This is a genomic window from Parashewanella sp. 2210YD4-3 (genome assembly GCF_056591735.1).
Genome location: NZ_JBWQOG010000012.1, coordinates 28387 through 46955 on the forward strand (window position 1 = coordinate 28387; position 18569 = coordinate 46955).

The window sequence follows — 18569 nt, forward strand, 5'->3', positions numbered from 1 at the left end:
CAGTGGAGTGTAGCAAGCATTACTACTGCGACTATACACTTCTGATTTATTCGTAAAATTAACGAACAGGAGTGGAGCTGTGTGATTCATGTTGCGCATTTATCAAATCAGGCAAAAAGAATTTTTGAGCATTCAGTTGTTCAATCCATGTTTGTGCGTCTTGAACAAAGTTTAAAAAGAATTCAATGAAGCTGTTTGGGAAAAAATTGTCAGTTGAAAGTATCACAGAAAGGACAAGTTCCTGTTTTTCAGGATCTAAGCTGTATTGGTAAGTAAACCTTGAGCATGAAGTTACATTCTGCTCTAAGAGCAATTTCATTAAAATTAACTCATTGTTGGACTCACTTAATTTGCCAATAGGGCACACAAGCTTGATGATATTAGGATACCAATTGATAATAACCTGTGATTGTTCATCAAGTTGTATTATACAACAGCTTGAGTCTTCAATATCGTTTTTAGGCATGCCAGCATATTCAAATAAAGCAGAAACAAGTGATTTGGAGTCATAGTTTATTTTCGTCTTTGGTGGAGTTATGCTGGTCATTCTTTGGCTCCTGTTTCTGTCCATTTTTTAACTAACTTATTTAAACTAAATAAAGTTGTATCAATATCTGATGAAGATAATTCTCGAACTTGAGGATGCGTTTGTTTTAGAGCAGTAAATACATTTACTGAATGTACGGTTTCTAAAAACATTTGAACATTTTTTATTTCATTTAAGTTTAACTGTGCAGCGTCTGTATCAAAATGCAGGTTAAGATAAACTGCAAACTCGTATTCGCTAAGGTCAAGTTTTTGTTTCAAAACTATTCGGTCGTCATCAGTTTTTCGGGCACCGTCTCTTAACCATTCATATTTATCGCAAAAAGCTTTCGATTCTATGGGGGTTCCTGTTTCGATAATTTTTCGGGCTTCGGCTAATTCTTCTAGAGTTAAGCCATTAGAGTTGGCAACGTGAGTTTTAAATTGTTTAAGAGATAGTCTCTTTTGATGGAGCCCGCTTAAAATAGCCAGCTCACGTTTGGATAATTTAGACCACTGTGCTAAACATTCCGATTGAGCTTTATAGGCACTGTCATATCTACTTAGGTGAGCTCTTTTTTCATCTTCACTTAGTTGCAAGTCTTCCTTGGCGAGTTCAACTGTTGAAAGTGGATTGCTCAAAGCATCACTAAACGGGATACTCGATGGAAGTTGTGTATCTTCAGTGGCTTTAGGCAAAGACATTTGGGTTTTGAAACGAATTGCTCTTGCCGCCTTTTGCTTTAATAAGTCACATTGCTTGAGTGCAGCTGCTTTTTCTTCTGGTGTTTTATAGTGTTCGGAGTCTATATCGACAGGGGGAAGTTGCTTATCATCTGATAAGTTTGCCATTTGTTCTAACCATGACAGTTTGTGAGTCTCTCCTTGCACTTTTTGGGGGACATCTTGCTCATTTCTTTCAACTGGGGAGGGGGACATCAAAAAAGGGCTTATGTGTGGGTCACTGTCGGTTTGCGTGAATGTAAACTTTGGATTAGTACTTTCATTGGTCGTTGTTTGAGTCTCATCACTGCTGCCGGTTTTATCAAAAGTTAGATCATCAAGGTCGCCGTCATCACCAATATCCAATGTCGGCGCAGAGCTGGTATTAGATAGCATTTGTTGAGTAATGGCTTCAGGTTGTCTGTATTGACTTTTTTTTATTCTACCTTGATGCTCTAAAGCTTCTTCTAGGGCTACATCATCTTCAGAAAAATTAGGCTGCATGCTCTCATCTATAACAATGTCGGCGAATGATTCACTTGAAGCTAGTGACTCTGACGAGCCTGAAGGGGTGTTTAATAATGAACTTGATGGTAAATGATCGTTTTTTAAACTTCCTTCTTTTAGAGAGGCTCGATACAACTCAATCTTTTCTTTTCCTATTAACGAAACGAATAATTTTCCAATAAGTCTAGCCTCAGTCCAACCATGATTTATCAAAAAATCATATAGTCCATTACCAGTAGTGGCTTTAGGTTCAGAGGCTTGTGCTGATGTAGCTTGTATGTCATTACCAGATCCTGGTCCTTGTACCTGCATAGACATAATTTATACTTCCTTGTGATTTGATTACTAATAAGAATAGATGCAATTGATGATTTTAGTGAGTTATCTAATGCGTAGATTGTTAAATATTCAACAGTTAGCTTAGATATAAGGTTTTTTCATTGCACTTTTGTTTTAGTAATCTTATAGTCCTGTCACACATCTACTATGAAAGATGTAATCTTGATGTGATTCGATTATGCTTAATAGATAGATGAACTTTAAGATGAGGATACGAAACTAAAATGAGTAACAAAGCCGTTAATATAATGCTATTAGGCCGTACCTACTCGATATCGTGTCCTGATCACCAAGAAGTGATATTAGTAGACATTGCCGCAAGGCTAGAAAAGCAGCTAGAAAAGTTAAAGGACAAAAGCCCTAACTTTAGTCGTGAAGAAATTGTGATAATGGCAGCATTAAATCTTGGTCACGAGCTGTATGCTGAACAACAGAAGAATAAAGAATATCAATTGGAAATGAGCAAGCGTATCAGCTTGCTTCAAAATACTCTTGAAAAAGCGCTCTTGGAAAGAGCGGAAAATGAAAAATAACTTATTTTGTTGAAGCGATTAAACTAGTCGATTTAACACACCCGTTTTGCTCCTCGGGATACATGCCAGCTGGTAATGTCCCTGTGCCGATGCTTACAACTTAAGGGTGAAGGTTTTACTGACATTGAGCAAGCTCGGCTTGACCGAGAAGCCTTAGGAGGTATAGCTTTACCCGCCTTGAACTTACGGTTCAAGGGCTTACACCGGCAGCGGTATTCTGGGGAGCAGCCTAATGATTCCTGTATTTTCACTTTCCTTCAAATTTCTAAAAAACACCCACAAAGAATAATTTCGTAGGATAAAACTGTAGCTCTTCTTTTTGTAAGAAAGTTAAGAGCTATTTGAGTTTTATACCAATGGAACAACAATGAAGAAACAAGTATTACTTTTTCAACTAAGGGCTTAAAAGCTGGTGGTGATTACACTTACTTTTGTTCTTTCCCTGGTCACTCTTTCCTAATGAAAGGTAAGCTTATCGTTAAGTAAGATAAATGTTTTGTAATCGTGTTTTTTAAATTTTTAAACTCGAAAAGCACGATTTAGTTAGAGTTTGATGCTAGAAATTTAAATCCACTATTCTAGATAATTTAATATTCCAATTGCTGCCTTACGCCCTTCATCAATGGCCGTTACCACTAAATCGGCACCACGAACCATATCTCCGCCAGCAAAGATTTTTGGGTGAGAAGTTTGATAATCGTGTTCTCGACGGTTAACCACTACTCGATTACGGATATCCAGTTCAATATCATATTTGGTTAACCAATCAGCTGGGTTTGGCTGAAACCCAAAAGCGATGATTACTGCATCGGCTTCAATAACGCTGTTTGAACCTTCAACCAACTCAAAACTTGGTCGAGCATCAGCCGCTGATTGTGCGATTGTTGTTTGCAAACATTCAACGCCGATAACTTTGCTATCTTCAACTTTTATTTCAATTGGTTGGTGATTAAAAGTGAAATTAACGCCTTCTTCTTTGGCATTGACGACTTCATTGGCAGAGCCGGGCATGCTGGCTTCGTCTCGGCGGTAAATCAAGGTAACTTTTTCTGCACCTTGACGAATCGCAGTTCGGACACAGTCCATGGAAGTATCACCACCGCCAAGCACCACAACATTTCGGTCTTGGAGATTGATATAAGGAAACTCTGATGTTTCTTGTTCAAGAATGTGTTGTGTATTGCCAATCAAATAAGGGAGGGCTTGGTAAACGCCTTTGGCTTTTTCGTTTGGAATGTTAGCTTTTAACGCTTTATAGGTTCCCAACCCTAAAAATACTGCATCATGTGAATTGATGAGTTCATCAAAAGAAATGTCAACGCCAACATGAGTGCTTAAGGTAAACTTAACCCCCATTTCTTCGAGGATATTACGGCGATTTTTAATAATAGACTTTTCGAGCTTAAACGCTGGAATACCGTATGTCAGTAAGCCGCCTATTTCAGGATATTTATCATAAACAGTGGCTTTTATCCCATTTCGAGCTAAAACATCTGCGCAGGCTAATCCGGCAGGTCCAGCTCCTATAATTGCTACCTTTTCTGTACGTGTGTTCACATCTGATAAGTCAGGTTTCCAGCCCTGTTTTATAGCGGTGTCAGTGATGTATCGTTCTATATTGCCAATAGTAACAGCGCCAAAGTCGTCATTTAAAGTGCAGGAACCTTCACATAGCCTATCTTGTGGACAAACTCGTCCACACACCTCAGGCAAGCTGTTGGTTTGATGAACCAAGTCAGCGGCTTCCATTACACGGTTTTCCGAGATCAGTGTTAACCAATTGGGAATATAGTTATGCAGTGGGCATTTCCATTCACAATAAGGGTTACCGCAATCTAAACAGCGTGAAGCCTGAGAGTGGATCTCTTGCGGTTGATTAGGACGATAAATTTCAACAAATTCTGCACGACGAAGGTTGATTGGCTGCTTTTCAGCTAAGTGGCGCTGTGTGTCTATAAATTGAAAATCATTGCTCATAGTGCCACCTTTTCAACTTGGTCATTTTTCCAATAGTTAATGATTATTACTTTAGTCATGGAATTATCCTTGTTGCTTTAGTGGAATATTGAGCTCGGTTCGACGCTCACCAATCAGTAATTCATCAATATCAACATTCTTAGGTTTCACTAGTTTGAAATAGTGCTTCCAATGTTCAAATTCTTCAATAATATGTTGGCCGTGCTCACTGCCTGTTTCTGAAACATGGTGTTGTATGAGTTGTTTAAGTCGATCTTGATGCCCTTGGTGTTCAATGTTGATTGATTCAACAAACTCGGGATTAAGGCGTTTCCCGAATTTACCGTAGCGATCAAATACATAAGCGTATCCACCTGTCATCCCTGCACCAAAGTTGACACCAGTGCGTCCTAATATGACAACAGTTCCCCCTGTCATATATTCACACGCATTATCACCAACCCCTTCAACAATGGTTGTCGCGCCAGAGTTTCTTACGGCAAATCGTTCTCCCGCTTGTCCTGCAGCATAAAGTTCGCCTCCTGTTGCACCGTATAAGCAAGTGTTTCCAATAATGGTGGCTGACTCACTAGCAAAGCGACTATTTTCAGGCGGTCTTATTGTGATCTTTCCACCAGACATCCCTTTCCCTACATAATCATTGCTATCACCACAAAGTGTGAGATTGACATTGGGAGCGTTCCATACTCCAAAACTTTGTCCTGCACTGCCATTGAAATTAAGGTTAAGTTGGACTTGGTTTATGCTTGAGTTTGGCTGTTGGGCAAGGTAGCCCGAAATGCTTGCGCCCACTGCGCGGTCAGTATTACTGATATCATAATGACCAATGAAGCCAGAATTTTGCTCGATGGCGGGTTTACATGCTTGAAGCAATGTTTGATTCATTTCACCTATGTCTTGAGGGGTGTTTAACTCCGTCCATTTGGTTGGGTTATCGTGTACTGATGTTTCTTTAGCTAATACTTTGCTTAAATCAATGTATTTATGGTGTGCTAACTTACCTGTAATTTGGCTTAAAAGCTCACTGTGACCAATGATCTCCTTAATTGAACTTACTCCTAGCATTGCCAGTTGCTCACGTAAATCTTGGGCTAGGAACTTAAAATATTGCATTACACTTTCTGGTTTACCATGGTAATGCTTTTCACGTAAACGTTTATCTTGGGTTGCAATGCCGGTAGCACAGTTGTTTAAGTGACAAATTCGTAAATACTTACAACCTAAGGCAATCATTGGAACGGTGCCAAAACCAAAACTTTCAGCACCTAATAAAGCCGCTTTAATGATATCGGTAGAGGATTTTAGTCCACCGTCCACTTGCAAACGGATTTTATGGCGAAGCCCATTCTTAACTAAAGATTGATGAACTTCGGCTAAACCTAATTCCCAAGGGCTACCCGCATATTTCACCGAAGTGAGTGGGCTAGCACCTGTACCGCCATCGTAACCAGAGACGGTGATCATATCGGCATAAGCTTTAGCTACACCGGTGGCAATCGTGCCAATTCCTGGGGTTGAAACGAGTTTTACAGAAATTAAGGCTTTGGGGTTCACTTGCTTTAAATCGAAAATAAGCTGAGCTAAATCTTCAATTGAGTAAATGTCATGATGCGGCGGAGGTGAAATTAAAGATACCCCAGGTTTGGCGTATCTTAAATTAGCGATTTCAACACTGACCTTATGGCCGGGAAGTTGCCCTCCTTCTCCTGGCTTTGCACCTTGGGCAATCTTAATTTGCAGAACATCGGCATTCACTAAATATTTTGCAGTTACGCCAAAACGGCCTGAGGCTATTTGTTTAATAGAGGAATTACGCTCTGAGTGATATCGACGAGCATTTTCGCCGCCTTCGCCTGAATTAGAGCGCCCGCCAAGTCTGTTCATTGCAATTGCCAATGCTTCATGGGCTTCGGTGCTCAAGGCTCCGATACTCATTGCTGCGGTATCAAAACGAGAGTACAAGGCCTCATCTGGCTCGACTTTATCAATGGCTAATGGCGTCTTAGACCATTTGATTTGTAATAAATCGCGTAATGTTGCGATTGGACGTTGATCGACTAACTCACTGAATTCTTTATAAAGGGAGTAGTCTTGAGTGTTCAGTGCCGATTGAAGTTTGGTGACCACATCTGGATTAAAGCAATGATATTCTCCACCATTGACGTATTTTAGTTGTCCACCTTGGTTAAGTGGTAAAAACGATTTTCTTGCTTGCTTATGCAGTAATATTTGCGAATTCGAAATCTCATCGAAGCCTATCCCTTCAATGCGGCTTACGGCTCCTTTAAAGCAAAGTTCTACAATGTCTTTATTGAAGCCGATAATTTCAAACTGTTGGCTACAACGATATGAACCAATGGTGCTGATCCCCATTTTTGACATGATTTTACGCAAACCTTTCTCAATGCCTGAACGATAATTGAGGTTGAGTTTGGTGAAATCTTGCTGCTGGATTTGAGCCATTGAAGCAATAGATTCATACACTAAATATGGATAAATAGCTGTAGCACCAAAACCGAGTAATACAGCAAAATGATGAGGATCTTTGGTGGTTCCTGATTCAACAATTATGTTGGTATCGCAGCGGAGATCATTATCAACAAGAGTTCGGTGAACTAAGCCTACCGCAAGAACGGCTGGAACAAGTGGCTGAGTATTGCTATCAACTCGGTCTGACAGTATCAGTAAGGTTGTGCCATTTTTCGCAAGTAATTTCGCTTCTCTAGCTATTCGATTCAGAGCTTCTTCAAGACCTTCATTTTCATTGTAACTAAGTTGAATCGTATCGTGTCGATAATAGTCTGGATTTAGATTCTTTAGCTGAGAAAAATCACTATAAAGTAGTATTGGTGACTGGAACATTACACGATAAGCATGACCTGTTGTTTCATTAAACAAATTCTGCTCACGGCCAGCGCAAGTGGCCAATGACATCACATGCTTTTCTCTCAGGGGATCGATTGGCGGATTGGTAACTTGAGCAAACTTTTGTCTAAAAAAGTCATACAAAGAGCGTTGCTTACCAGATAAAACTGCAATTGGAGTATCATCTCCCATTGAGCCGATAGCTTCTTGGCCGTTGCTGGCCATAGGCCAAATGACTTGTTCTAGTTCTTCTCTGGTATAACCGAATTCTTTTTGGTAAGCCAAAAGCGTTGACTTACTCATTTCGAGGTGGCCATGCTTTGATTCAGGTAATTCTTCGGCAGGGGTTAATACTGTACTGTGTTCTTTCATCCATGCTTTATATGGGTGACGGACTTTTAAGTCGTTATCTATTTCGAATGATTGAAACAACTGACCTTTGAGAGTATCTAAAACTAATAGTTCACCAGGACCAACACGTCCTTTAGCGATCACATCAGAATCTTTGTAATCCCAAATGCCGACTTCTGACGATACCGTTAAAATGCGATCGGAAGTGATGATATAACGAGAGGGACGCAGGCCGTTTCTATCTACCGAGCAAGCGGCAAAGCGACCATTGGTCATTACCACGCCAGCAGGGCCATCCCATGGCTCCATATGCATGGAGTTAAAGTCATAGAAAGCTTTTAGATCATCATCCATATCAGGGTTGCTTTGCCATGCGGGTGGAATAAGCAAACGCATGGCACGATATAAATCCATTCCACCACAAAGTAGCATGTCTAACATATTGTCTAATGAAGATGAGTCAGAGCCTGTTTCATTAACAAAAGGTCGAGCTTGTTGTAGGTCGGGTAATAATGGTGAATGAAACTTATAAGAACGGGCTTTCGCCCATTGTCTATTACCGGTAATGGTATTAATTTCACCATTATGAGCGAGATAGCGAAAAGGCTGTGCTAATGGCCATTTCGGGTGTGTATTAGTAGAAAACCGTTGATGAAATAAACAAATCGAGCTTTTGAAGTTTGGGTGCTGTAAATCAGGATAATACTTATCCAAGTCACTTGGCATCATCAAGCCTTTATATACAACGACCTGACCAGAAAGACTGGCGACATAAAAGTCAGGATCATCATGAATGCTTTGCTCAAGGCGGCGGCGAGCCATAAATAGACGTCTTTCTAGATCTTTTACGCGCCAACCCATTGGGCTATTTATTAATACTTGTAGAATTTGTGGCTCTGATTCTGCTGCAATCTCGCCTAATACATCGCTATTTGTCGGAACTGTGCGCCAACCTGCAATGCTCAGTGTTTCTTTTAATAGCTCTTCTTCAAATTGCAGTTTTACGCGTTCTGACTTTTGAGGATCTTTGCTTACAAAAAGCACTCCAACAGCAAACTTTTTATTAAGGTGCCAATCGTTTTCTTTGGCTATCTCAACGAAAAAGTCATTTGGGGTTTGCATTAAAATTCCACAGCCATCTCCAGTCTTACCATCGGCAGCGATTCCCCCTCGGTGTTTGAGTTTATCTAAGCTGTGTATCGCACGCTGCACAATTTCATGGCAAGCTTCGCCATCCATCTGTGCTATCAAGCCAAATCCGCAATTGTCTTTTTCAAAGCTAGGGTGATACAAGCTCATTTATTACTCCATTTTATATGATTATGCCTTACATAAATATGCAGCAAGATTGATTAAAATATAATTATTAAAGAGGGAGGTCAAATGCTGGTGGTGAATTTTTGCGTTTGTTTGTTACTTTTTTGTAAGTTGTTTTCTTTGTTTTGCGGCTAACTATGGCTTTGAAACAGGCCTAGGTGACTTTAAAGTTTCATACACCATGAACTATGTACTTGAGTATGAAGAACGTCGTCCAGGTTCTAATGGTGGGTCTCGTGTCAATAAAGAAGTGGGTGACTTTGAACTGCCTAAAATGCGTTCTCGCCTAAATACAGATTGGAGTCATAATGACTTAAAGGCTAATTTAGCTATCAACTATATTGGTTCGTTTAAGCAAAAAAATAGTGATGAACTTCCAGATGTTAAGGCCATGATAACTGTTGATACTGCAGTAAGTTATTTTGGTATAGACAATACGGTATTGACTCTGGGGGCTACTAACTTGTTTAACAAGAAACCACCATTTGTATATAACGAGTTTATGGGGTTCTCAACTAATACACATAGTGGTCAAGGGCGTTTTTGGTATTTGAATGCGTCTTATAAGTTCTAATTATTAATAGAGTTGCAAAGATTAAAGGCTCTAAAGCTTATTTTAGAGCCTTTATTTTTGGCTAGCCTACAACATTAAAGGTGTTTTTATTCTCGAACCACTTTGCGGCGTTTCGGTTGATAGATACCCAGACCTGAAAAGCACAAAATACAGCCCAAACTCCTAAAATGGTGTATTCAGTCATAGTTGAAATCGATAGATTTATTTCCAATAACTTAAAAATTGACTCGTTGGCTTGAGATGCGGCATAAGGCAAAAAGCTAATGGCGAAAACTTGAAGACCGGTAAACACACGCAACATTAATAACGCTGCTTTTTGCTTGCCGATAATTGCAATAACTAACACGATAAGCACAATGCAAAAAATAACGGCCGTTTGAGTCAGTAAACCTGCTGCAACGATAGCTAGATAGCACAAGAGTAGTGTAATAAGAGATTTAGGCATAAGTGTTAATGTCATGGTTAATTTGCTGGGTACATAGCCCCTAAAATTGCAGTTCTTGAAGCGCCTGTCACATCGGGTAAATTCCCTGATAATCCTTGAGTATAACGATAAGCTAACCAAGCAAACGCAACTGCTTCCACCCACTTGGGGTCAAGTCCTAATTCGCTTGTGGTTGTAACCCGATAATTAGGCTGTAGAGCTTGTAATCGTTTCATCATTTCAGAATTTAACGCACCGCCACCGCACACAAATAGTTCGCCAGTAGGTGACAGCTTGTTGATCTGGTCACTGATACTCATACAGGTCAAGTCTAACAATGTAGACTGAATATCTTCATCTGGAAGATGAATAAACTCACTGAGTTGTTGGGTTAACCAAGCTTGGCTGAATAACTCTTTTCCCGTGCTTTTGGGAAAAGGTTGTGAAAAGTAGGTGTGAGATAATAAGTGATTCAATAATGTTGAGTCAGTTGTTCCACTTGCTGCCCATTCGCCGTTATTGTCATACGCTTGCTCTAAACGTTGCTGGATCCAAGAGTCCATTAAGGCATTTCCTGGCCCGGTATCAAATCCAACAACAGGAGAACCGTCAACCGGAAGGTAGGTGATATTAGCGATTCCACCTATGTTAAGAATGATCCTTTGTATCTTTTCAGAAGCAAATATTTGCTGATGAAAGGCAGGAACTAGTGGCGCTCCTTGACCGCCTAACGCTATATCCTTACGGCGGAAGTCGGCGATAACATCAATGCCAGTTTTAACCGCAATGGTATTTGGATCTCCGATTTGAATACTGAAGCTGTTTTCCAAATTTGGCATGTGCCGAATGGTTTGCCCATGGCTACCGATAGCAATTACCTGAGAGCTATCAATTTGGTTTTGTTCAAGTAAACCATTTACTGCTTCAGCAAATACATCGGCTACTTGCCTGTCTAATCTCCCAAGACGATTTACTTCATCATTGCCCGGTTGGCTAAGTCGTTGTAAACCTTTAAACAGATGCTTTGGAAAGGGCTGGGTATAAGTGGCGACAACTTGATATTGCTCTTTGGTAAAATCTACCAGTACCGCATCAACTCCATCGATACTGGTTCCAGACATTAATCCAACAAAATAAGAAGGCATAAGGCGTTCACATTAATTAGTTATTAGCAGTTTCAGAAGAAAGGGAGGGAGCTCCCGCGATGTGTAACTGCTTATTATGCTCAAGTTGAGCCATAAGTACCTTACTAACCTTAAGAAAATCAGCTTTTTGTTTTCTATGGATAGAGTCAGATTTTGGTAACTTAACGGTTCTAGGGTTACGATGCACGCCATTCACAATAAATTCATAGTGAAGGTGAGCACCCGTTACACGCCCCGTTGAGCCTAAAGTACCAACGATTTGGCCTTGCTTGATACTTTGTCCCTTGCGGACCTTACGTTTTTTAAGGTGCAAATATTTAGTGGTGTAAGTGTCATTGTGCTTAATAAATACGTAGTTACCATTGTATTTATTGTATGAGGAAGCAATGACTTTACCTCGGCCTGTAGCTTTAATTGGGGTACCGACAGGAGCGACGTAGTCAACTCCATTATGAGGACGAACTCGGCCAGTTACTGGATGTAGTCGTCTTGGGTTAAAGTTCGAGCTAACACGAGTGAAATCTACAGGTGAACGGATAAACGCTTTTTTCATGCTACGTCCAGTTTCGCTATAGTATTGTCCATTACTATAGCGTACAGCAGTATAGCGATCGCCTTGGTTGATAAATTCCGCAGCAAGAATGTTACCATTTTCTAAAAAGTCGCCATCTGCGTATTTTTGTTCAAAGATAAGTGCAAAGCTGTCGCCTTCTCTGATGTCTAATGCAAAGTCAACATCCCAAGTAAAGAGCCCTGCTAGCTGCATGATTTGGTTGGGAGTAAGGCCTGCGTCAACAGCAGCATTCCAAAAGTTGGTTTTAATTTCAGATGTTGCAAACTTAGTGCGAGTTTCAATCTGTTTTTTATCAAGCTTTTGTGTATATTTATCGCCTTCTTTGCTGATAACTAAAGTATTTATTGGGTCAATAATATATCTAAGCTTGGCAAAACGATTGTCTGCATCTTTAAATATTTCAATGTCTTCGCCAGGTAGAATTTTTAGCAGGTTCTTTTTAGCTAAAGACAATTGAGTAATTTCGTAGACTTCTCTTGATGTTAAGCCGCTACGCTTAAATAAACGAGCTAAAGTGTCACCAGAGCGAACTTTAAAAAGCTCACCTTGTTGTAATTCAGGTGTTTTGGCTTCTGACTCAACTAATTGAACTGTTTGATCTACTTCTTTTGAGTTTCGCAACTCCTTTTGAGGAGGCTTAGGAGTTCTAAAAGCAAGAGGAACTGAATACAAGGTATTTGGTTGAAGTTGACTTTCAGCTGTTTGAAGTTGGCTTTCAGGTGTTTGACGAGATGCTTGAGCTTCTTCTGATGGAAGCAAAATGATGATCAACGAAATACTCAATAATAGAGCTAAGACAATTTTATGAATTGTTGGTAGTAAATTTACTAATTTAAAAATCCGCAACATCAACCCGATTATCCACTATCTATAAAACATGAATCGTGCTTGCCATTTAGCGCACAGTTTGCAATGAATTATCCTATTCTTTGCAATTTGTATTTATCAGCTTCTTAGCCGAATTTCCACTTTATCCCCTTTTTTTAATTGCTTTTATTCTTGCAGGGGTGAAAAATTACGGCCTAATTCAAGCTTATATAATGGCTTTGAGTATACACACTTTCAATTGTTCTGGCTAACAAGTAACATTACAGTCTTTTATTTTTGAGACGAAATTCATAGAGGTCGTGGGCGCAATGGCTGATTTAAACAAAGCATTGGCAGAAATTAAACGTGGGACTGATGAAATCCTACTAGAAGCAGATTTAATTGAAAAATTGAAACTAGGGCGACCGTTAAAAATTAAGCTAGGAGCAGACCCTACCGCACCGGATATTCACCTTGGCCATACGGTAATTCTTAATAAGCTCAGAACCTTCCAAGAGCTTGGCCATGAAGTGATTTTCCTAATCGGTGACTTTACTGGAATGGTGGGTGATCCAACAGGCAAAAACAGTACTCGTCCACCTCTAACAAAAGAACAAGTTTTACACAACGCTGAAACGTATAAAGAGCAAGTGTTCAAAATTCTTGATCCAGCTAAAACCCGTATCGAATTTAACTCTAGTTGGTTAGAAGAGTTGGGTGCAGCAGGCATGATCCGCTTAGCTTCACAGTTAACCGTTGCTCGTATGCTAGAACGTGATGACTTCAAAAAGCGTTACGGTTCAGGTCAGCCTATTGCTATCCATGAATTTATGTATCCTCTACTACAAGGTTATGACTCAGTGGCACTTGAGTCTGATGTTGAGCTAGGTGGTACAGATCAGAAGTTCAACCTACTAATGGGACGTGAACTACAAAAAGCGGAAGGACAATCACCACAAACTGTCATCATGATGCCATTACTTGAAGGCTTGGATGGCGTTAAGAAAATGTCTAAATCTGCAAATAACTATATTGGTATTAGTGAACCAGCAGGTGAAATGTTCGGTAAAATCATGTCGATTTCAGATGAGTTGATGTGGCGTTATTTTGAACTATTATCATTCCGTCCATTAGAAGAGATTGAAGGCTTCAAGCAGCAAATCGAAACGGGTTCAAATCCTCGCGATATTAAGATTTTGCTAGCCAAAGAAATCATTGCTCGTTTCCATGATGAACAAGCAGCAGAAGCGGCACATCAAGAATTCATCAATCGTTTCCAAAAAGGCGCGATGCCAGATGACATTCCAGAAATGGATATTGCAGCTGGCGAAGGCATTGCTTTAGCTAACTTGCTTAAAGAAGCTGGTCTTGTAGCTTCAACCTCAGAAGCCATGCGTATGGTTAAACAAGGTGCTGCTAAGTTAGATGGCGAAAAGCTGGCTGATGCTAAGCAAGTGTTTGCTGCTGGTGAACAAGGCATCTTCCAAGTTGGTAAGCGTAAGTTTGCGAAAGTGACGTTGAAGTAGAAATTAACTATAAAGTTCTTATCTGTCGCTCCTGCGAAGGCAGGAGCCTAGCGCCTTTTACACTTAAAGCCGCTGGGTACCTGCTTTCGCAGGTACGACTGTTTAATCTTTATATATATTTGTTAGTTCAGGACTATCTCTTCAAATCAAAAGCGGGTAAAGATAAATGCCACTTTATTGCCGCCAAGCGAATGCCAAAAGCACTTAACATAGCAATACACATTGAAGTGAAGTGATCTAAAGCTGTTGATAAACAAATACAATAAGCTATCCCGCCAACAATTGAAGCTGTGGCATAGATTTCAGTTCTAAGCACCATAGGAACCTGTCGGCATAATACATCGCGAATAATTCCACCGCCAACACCTGTTAGTACCCCCATTATTACTGCTGAAATGCTGCTTAAGCCAAGGCTCAGTGCTTTTTCAGTACCAATAATGGTAAATAAAGCTAAACCAAGGGCGTCAGCTATTGGAAGGACGTACCAAGGTGCATTAGGGCTAGTACGATTAAAAATAATCGTCGCAATAACTGTCGCGAGCACAATCAAGATATAAGTCGGATCTTGTAACCAAAAAACGGGAGTTGTTCCTAATAAGGCGTCTCTAATACTACCTCCGCCAACAGCGGTAACTCCTGCTAACACGAGCACACCAAAAGGATCCATTCTGTGATGTCCAGCGGCTAACGCTCCAGTGAGTGCAAAAACTGCTGTTCCCCAGAGATCGAAGAAGTAAATCCATTCAATCATTTATGTTTGCTCATTTCCTTTAGATGAATGTTTAGTGCATCAACCGAAATTCTGATTTCAATTACTGAAAGCAACAAGGAGTATAGCAACATCATTAAACTGACACCGAAAATTAACGAGCCGACATGGGAAAAACCAAAATAAATCAAGATCATGCAAAACACACAAAAGGCAAAAGACAGCACTCCAGCTTCTTGCATGCGCTTAATAATTGCAATGCGCTTGTGAAGGTTTTTAATCTGACCGCTGTTAACGGGTTTTTCTCTATCACTCAAGTTTCTGATCAAAGCAGCTAAAGAGAAAAATCGATTGGTATAAGCAAGCAACAATAATGATATTGCAGGAAAAAGTAGCGCTGGCGTGGTTAAAGAAATATGTATATTTTCAAGCAAAATAAAGCCCCGCAATAAAAAATAGAAGCAAGATTATACCTGTAATTTTATTACAGTGTCATTGTTAACTATTGTAGTTACGACGATCTTCACGAAAATTATCTAATTCAATTGCTTCAATATAAAAGTAGATTAATTAGACTAAATTTACTTTTTTAATTCATAAAAACAAACCCTTAATTTTTATATGGAATGGAATATTGATTCCATTTTTCCATAATTGATTGTTATAATCGAAATGATAATAGTTAACATTACTAATTGTGGTAAAGGGAAAATGAAACCAACATATCTAGCAAGTGTGATTAAACTCGGGTTAATGGCATCAGTAATTGCAGCACCAATTGCAGCGGCAGAAGACGAAAAGATCGAGCGAATTGTTGTAAGTGGTCAAAAAATTGATCGAGAATTGCAGGAAACACCAACCAGTGTTGCAGTCGTTACTGAAAAACAAATGGAAGACGAGCAGTTAGTTAGCTTGTATGACGTTATTGATCAGATACCTAACGTAGCTGGAAATTTTGGCAGTGACTTCAGTATTCGTGGTGTAAATGCATTTAACGTATCTGGTGGTGGTAACAGTTATCTTGCTAGTGTTTATGTTGATGGTGCAGCATTACCTTATCGAATGATTCAACAAGGTGGATTCAATGTTTGGGACATGAGCCAAGTGGAAGTGCTTCGTGGGCCACAATCAACACTTCAAGGTCGTAATGCTCTTGCGGGTGCTATCTGGATGACAATTCAACAACCAACTTATGAGTGGTCAGGTAAAGCCAGAGTGAGTGTAGGACAGCATGGTCAACGTGATCTTGCTGTTGCAGTGGGTGGTGAGTTAATTGAGAACCAGATGGCATTTCGCTTTAGTGGCGAAAAGAATAGTTTTGATGGTTTCAACCGCAATATCACTCGTAACGAACACTCTGACTTTAATGATAATCAAACTTACCGTTTGAAAGTTTTAATGGAACCAGAAGCGATTGAAGGGTTAAGTGCAACCCTAAGTTACACGTTCAACGATAGTAAAATCGGTGTACCTTGGGTAAATGGCCCTGGCGCAAGCGCAAGTAATCGAATTACCGTTTTTAACGCACCTACCTTTGAAAAAACCGATAATGATATTGTTACTTTATCTGTGAACTATGATTTTAATTATGAATGGTCATTAGAGTCTGTGAGCACCTACATTAATGCTGGGTACGGTTATGAGTGGGATGGTGATACAACTCCTATAGAAAAAGCACGGCTTATCGATAACCGTACAGACAAAACCAGTAGCCAAGAGCTCCGATTTATTTATGAAGGTGATGCGTTAGACCTTGTATTTGGTGGCTATTATTCTAATCTGGAAGTGGAAGATAAATTCCATGGTCCGCGCTCGTTAACTCTTGCAGAGTTAAACGTACCAACTTTACTACTTGCACCTAAAGATAAAGGCGGATTAGGATTACCAGCTCATATCGCTCAAGCAGTACTTTCACAATACAGTAAGTTTGATCCGGCACAGATCAATGCAAAAGGTCACTTAAATCAAGATGTGACATCTGCTGCTGTTTATTCTGAATTCAATTACCGAGTTAGCCAAGAATTCGCCGTATATGGCGGTTTGCGTTACGACTATGAGAAGCAGCGCCGTGAGTCCAATAACGACGTTAGTATTGCCAATGCTGAAGATCTTCCAAACCCTGCTCAGTTAGCGCAAGTGAACCCATTACTTGCACAAATTGTTGCTGGATTAAATGCAAGAGTGCATCAGTTTGCAAAAGACGCATCAGGTAAAGAAGCGCCTGTTGAAGATAGCTTTAATAAATTATTACCTAAACTCGGGGTCAGTTACTTCATCAATGATGACATGAGTACTCACTTTACTTTCCAGCAAGGTTACCGCAGTGGCGGTGTTGGGCGTAATATTGCTCGTAACGAGATCTATACTTACGATTCAGAGCACACCAACAACTATGAACTGAGTTTCCGTAGTGCATGGTTGGATAATGATTTAACGTTAAACGCTAATCTATTCCTGTTGGACTGGAAAGACATGCAAGTTCTAGTTGATGGCCTCGAAGGTGGTAACAAAGGTCGTTTCGATAAATACACTCGCAATGCAGGTGAAGCTCAAGTTAAAGGCTTTGAAATCGAGCTAGCTTATAGCATAAATGATGAGCTTAACTTTAATGCTGGTGTTGGTCAGGCAAGATCAGAATTTAAGAAGTTTGAAATTACTGACTCAAAAGGCAAGACGGTCAACTATGCGGGTCAGTCATTTGCTAAAGCACCTGAGTGGACTGCAAATATGGGCTTCACTTATCGTAACGATGATGGTGTTTTTGCCAACTTAAATGCTAATTATCAAGATACAAGCGCAGCAAAATTAGTTGATAATGGTGAAGCGGCATCAATAAGAACCAATGCGAGAACCATTGTTAATGCTCGCTTTGGTCATAACTGGGAAAACTTTGGCGTATTCGTAACCGTTAAAAACTTATTCGATGAAGATTATTTAGCTGCTGGAGCTGGCGGTCGCAGTTCATTTGAATTTGGTTCAGAACGCCAAATCTCACTTAACTTAACTGCTGAATTTTAATGCTTTTATGAATCAGTTGGATTAATAAAAGGAGCTCAATTGAGCTCCTTTTTAATGTCCTAAGTTTACCAATCACCTATTGTAATATTGGTTGTTTTAGACTGATGATTAACGTCTTTATCTTTAACAGCGTCGTAGGCTCTGACAATACAGCTAAAGGTAAAGTTTGTGCCGTCATAACCCTGAACTACCACACCATAAGGAGGGCGGTAGTGAAAGTTATTTGGTAAGCCATCGTTTATAACTCTGTCATCTAAGAGGATGTTTTTACCATTTATTACAGCTGTGATTGAGTCTATTTCTGAAGAGTCGTCTTTAGGTTGGCAGGGTAAAAGTACGGAAGAATCTTTATAGAGGAAGATGTTTCCACCTGTAGGGTACTTAAAATAGTTGGATTGATCAGCTAATGCTGCATTACTAAATAAACCAACAAATATAAAAGATAAGAAGCAGGTTTTCCTTATAGAATGTGTTGAAAGTAAACCTTTAATGCCATTGAACATACTGACTAACTCTGAAAGAAAGATGGTTACATTCTATTCTTCCAATCTTCATTATTTAAGTTAAATAAAGTTAATGGGTCAACTTAAAGTGTGGCGTTTTTAGAGATTGTAATGAGGGAGTATATCTGGAGCGTATACTCCCTCTACCGAAA

Annotated in this window: 15 protein-coding genes and 1 other RNA gene; 6 read left to right on the top strand and 10 right to left on the bottom strand. The window is 39.8% G+C overall.

The annotated features are described in order from the left end of the window. Positions 1–58: 58 nt before the first annotated feature. Together AC1EU0_RS15910 and AC1EU0_RS15915 are read right to left on the bottom strand one after the other, a co-directional pair. Positions 59–547, bottom strand: a complete 489-nt coding sequence (locus AC1EU0_RS15910) for a type III secretion system chaperone (RefSeq protein WP_480303552.1) — start codon at positions 545–547, stop codon at positions 59–61. Beyond that, a complete protein-coding gene (locus AC1EU0_RS15915; protein WP_480303553.1) occupies positions 544–2073 on the bottom strand; it encodes a hypothetical protein in 1530 nt (509 codons plus the stop codon). The genes AC1EU0_RS15910 and AC1EU0_RS15915 overlap by 4 nt, the downstream gene beginning before the upstream one ends. A 245-nt stretch (positions 2074–2318) precedes the next feature. Here AC1EU0_RS15915 and AC1EU0_RS15920 point away from each other — a divergent pair, with 245 nt between their 5' ends. The 3 genes from AC1EU0_RS15920 (at position 2319) to AC1EU0_RS15930 (ending at position 3113) form a co-directional block, all read left to right on the top strand. After that, a complete protein-coding gene (locus AC1EU0_RS15920; protein ID WP_480303554.1) occupies positions 2319–2627 on the top strand; it encodes a cell division protein ZapA in 309 nt (102 codons plus the stop codon). Positions 2628–2674: 47 nt separating this feature from the next. Then, positions 2675–2855: non-coding RNA, 6S RNA (gene ssrS / locus AC1EU0_RS15925), on the top strand. Between the two features lie 153 nt (positions 2856–3008). Beyond that, a complete protein-coding gene (locus AC1EU0_RS15930) occupies positions 3009–3113 on the top strand; it encodes a plastocyanin/azurin family copper-binding protein (RefSeq protein ID WP_480303657.1) in 105 nt (34 codons plus the stop codon). Between the two features lie 87 nt (positions 3114–3200). Here the strand turns inward: AC1EU0_RS15930 and AC1EU0_RS15935 are convergent, their stop codons facing one another. Further along, positions 3201–4604, bottom strand: a complete 1404-nt coding sequence (locus tag AC1EU0_RS15935; RefSeq protein WP_480303555.1) for an FAD-dependent oxidoreductase — start codon at positions 4602–4604, stop codon at positions 3201–3203. Positions 4605–4667: 63 nt separating this feature from the next. Then, a complete protein-coding gene (gene gltB, locus AC1EU0_RS15940; RefSeq protein WP_480303556.1) occupies positions 4668–9119 on the bottom strand; it encodes a glutamate synthase large subunit in 4452 nt (1483 codons plus the stop codon). Positions 9120–9318: 199 nt separating this feature from the next. On the opposite strand from gltB, the gene AC1EU0_RS15945 reads away from it, so the two are divergent. Continuing rightward, positions 9319–9711, top strand: coding sequence for a hypothetical protein (locus AC1EU0_RS15945; protein WP_480303557.1), 393 nt, complete (start codon positions 9319–9321; stop codon positions 9709–9711). Positions 9712–9772: 61 nt separating this feature from the next. Here the strand turns inward: AC1EU0_RS15945 and AC1EU0_RS15950 are convergent, their stop codons facing one another. Genes AC1EU0_RS15950 through AC1EU0_RS15960 form a run of 3 tightly spaced genes read right to left on the bottom strand, consistent with a single transcriptional unit; the run spans position 9773 to position 12703 of the window. After that, positions 9773–10171: a hypothetical protein gene (locus AC1EU0_RS15950; RefSeq protein ID WP_480303558.1), complete on the bottom strand. Its 399-nt coding sequence runs from the start codon at positions 10169–10171 to the stop codon at positions 9773–9775. 2 nt (positions 10172–10173) lie between these two features. Then, positions 10174–11280, bottom strand: a complete 1107-nt coding sequence (locus AC1EU0_RS15955; protein ID WP_480303559.1) for an anhydro-N-acetylmuramic acid kinase — start codon at positions 11278–11280, stop codon at positions 10174–10176. 16 nt (positions 11281–11296) lie between these two features. Continuing rightward, the gene (locus AC1EU0_RS15960; RefSeq protein WP_480303560.1) at positions 11297–12703 is read right to left on the bottom strand and encodes a peptidoglycan DD-metalloendopeptidase family protein; all 1407 of its coding nucleotides are present in this window, start codon (positions 12701–12703) and stop codon (positions 11297–11299) included. Between the two features lie 287 nt (positions 12704–12990). On the opposite strand from AC1EU0_RS15960, the gene tyrS reads away from it, so the two are divergent. Beyond that, positions 12991–14187 carry a tyrosine--tRNA ligase gene (tyrS, locus tag AC1EU0_RS15965; protein ID WP_480303561.1) on the top strand — a complete coding sequence of 399 codons (1197 nt, stop codon included), beginning with the start codon at positions 12991–12993 and terminating at the stop codon, positions 14185–14187. A gap of 133 nt (positions 14188–14320) precedes the next feature. On the opposite strand, the gene AC1EU0_RS15970 is transcribed toward tyrS, so the two are convergent. Next, positions 14321–14938 carry a trimeric intracellular cation channel family protein gene (locus tag AC1EU0_RS15970; protein WP_480303562.1) on the bottom strand — a complete coding sequence of 206 codons (618 nt, stop codon included), beginning with the start codon at positions 14936–14938 and terminating at the stop codon, positions 14321–14323. Further along, positions 14935–15330 carry a DUF2721 domain-containing protein gene (locus AC1EU0_RS15975; RefSeq protein WP_480303563.1) on the bottom strand — a complete coding sequence of 132 codons (396 nt, stop codon included), beginning with the start codon at positions 15328–15330 and terminating at the stop codon, positions 14935–14937. Before AC1EU0_RS15975 ends, AC1EU0_RS15970 begins: the two co-directional genes overlap by 4 nt. A 277-nt stretch (positions 15331–15607) precedes the next feature. On the opposite strand from AC1EU0_RS15975, the gene AC1EU0_RS15980 reads away from it, so the two are divergent. Next, positions 15608–17914 carry a TonB-dependent receptor gene (locus tag AC1EU0_RS15980; RefSeq protein ID WP_480303564.1) on the top strand — a complete coding sequence of 769 codons (2307 nt, stop codon included), beginning with the start codon at positions 15608–15610 and terminating at the stop codon, positions 17912–17914. 65 nt (positions 17915–17979) lie between these two features. Here AC1EU0_RS15980 and AC1EU0_RS15985 read toward each other — a convergent pair whose 3' ends face one another. Next, on the bottom strand, positions 17980–18417 hold the full coding sequence (locus tag AC1EU0_RS15985; RefSeq protein WP_480303565.1) for a hypothetical protein: 438 nt from the start codon (positions 18415–18417) through the stop codon (positions 17980–17982). Positions 18418–18569: the final 152 nt, after the last annotated feature.

Excerpts from the sequence above, each read along its gene's own strand:
- AC1EU0_RS15910 (WP_480303552.1), bottom strand. The coding sequence starts at position 547 with ATGACCAGCATAACTCCACCAAAGACGAAAATAAACTATGACTCCAAA.
- AC1EU0_RS15915 (WP_480303553.1), bottom strand. The coding sequence starts at position 2,073 with ATGTCTATGCAGGTACAAGGACCAGGATCTGGTAATGACATACAAGCT.
- AC1EU0_RS15920 (WP_480303554.1), top strand. The coding sequence starts at position 2,319 with ATGAGTAACAAAGCCGTTAATATAATGCTATTAGGCCGTACCTACTCG.
- AC1EU0_RS15935 (WP_480303555.1), bottom strand. The coding sequence starts at position 4,604 with ATGAGCAATGATTTTCAATTTATAGACACACAGCGCCACTTAGCTGAA.
- gltB (WP_480303556.1), bottom strand. The coding sequence starts at position 9,119 with ATGAGCTTGTATCACCCTAGCTTTGAAAAAGACAATTGCGGATTTGGC.
- AC1EU0_RS15945 (WP_480303557.1), top strand. The coding sequence starts at position 9,319 with ATGAACTATGTACTTGAGTATGAAGAACGTCGTCCAGGTTCTAATGGT.
- AC1EU0_RS15950 (WP_480303558.1), bottom strand. The coding sequence starts at position 10,171 with ATGACATTAACACTTATGCCTAAATCTCTTATTACACTACTCTTGTGC.
- AC1EU0_RS15955 (WP_480303559.1), bottom strand. The coding sequence starts at position 11,280 with ATGCCTTCTTATTTTGTTGGATTAATGTCTGGAACCAGTATCGATGGA.
- AC1EU0_RS15960 (WP_480303560.1), bottom strand. The coding sequence starts at position 12,703 with ATGTTGCGGATTTTTAAATTAGTAAATTTACTACCAACAATTCATAAA.
- tyrS (WP_480303561.1), top strand. The coding sequence starts at position 12,991 with ATGGCTGATTTAAACAAAGCATTGGCAGAAATTAAACGTGGGACTGAT.
- AC1EU0_RS15970 (WP_480303562.1), bottom strand. The coding sequence starts at position 14,938 with ATGATTGAATGGATTTACTTCTTCGATCTCTGGGGAACAGCAGTTTTT.
- AC1EU0_RS15980 (WP_480303564.1), top strand. The coding sequence starts at position 15,608 with ATGAAACCAACATATCTAGCAAGTGTGATTAAACTCGGGTTAATGGCA.
- AC1EU0_RS15985 (WP_480303565.1), bottom strand. The coding sequence starts at position 18,417 with ATGTTCAATGGCATTAAAGGTTTACTTTCAACACATTCTATAAGGAAA.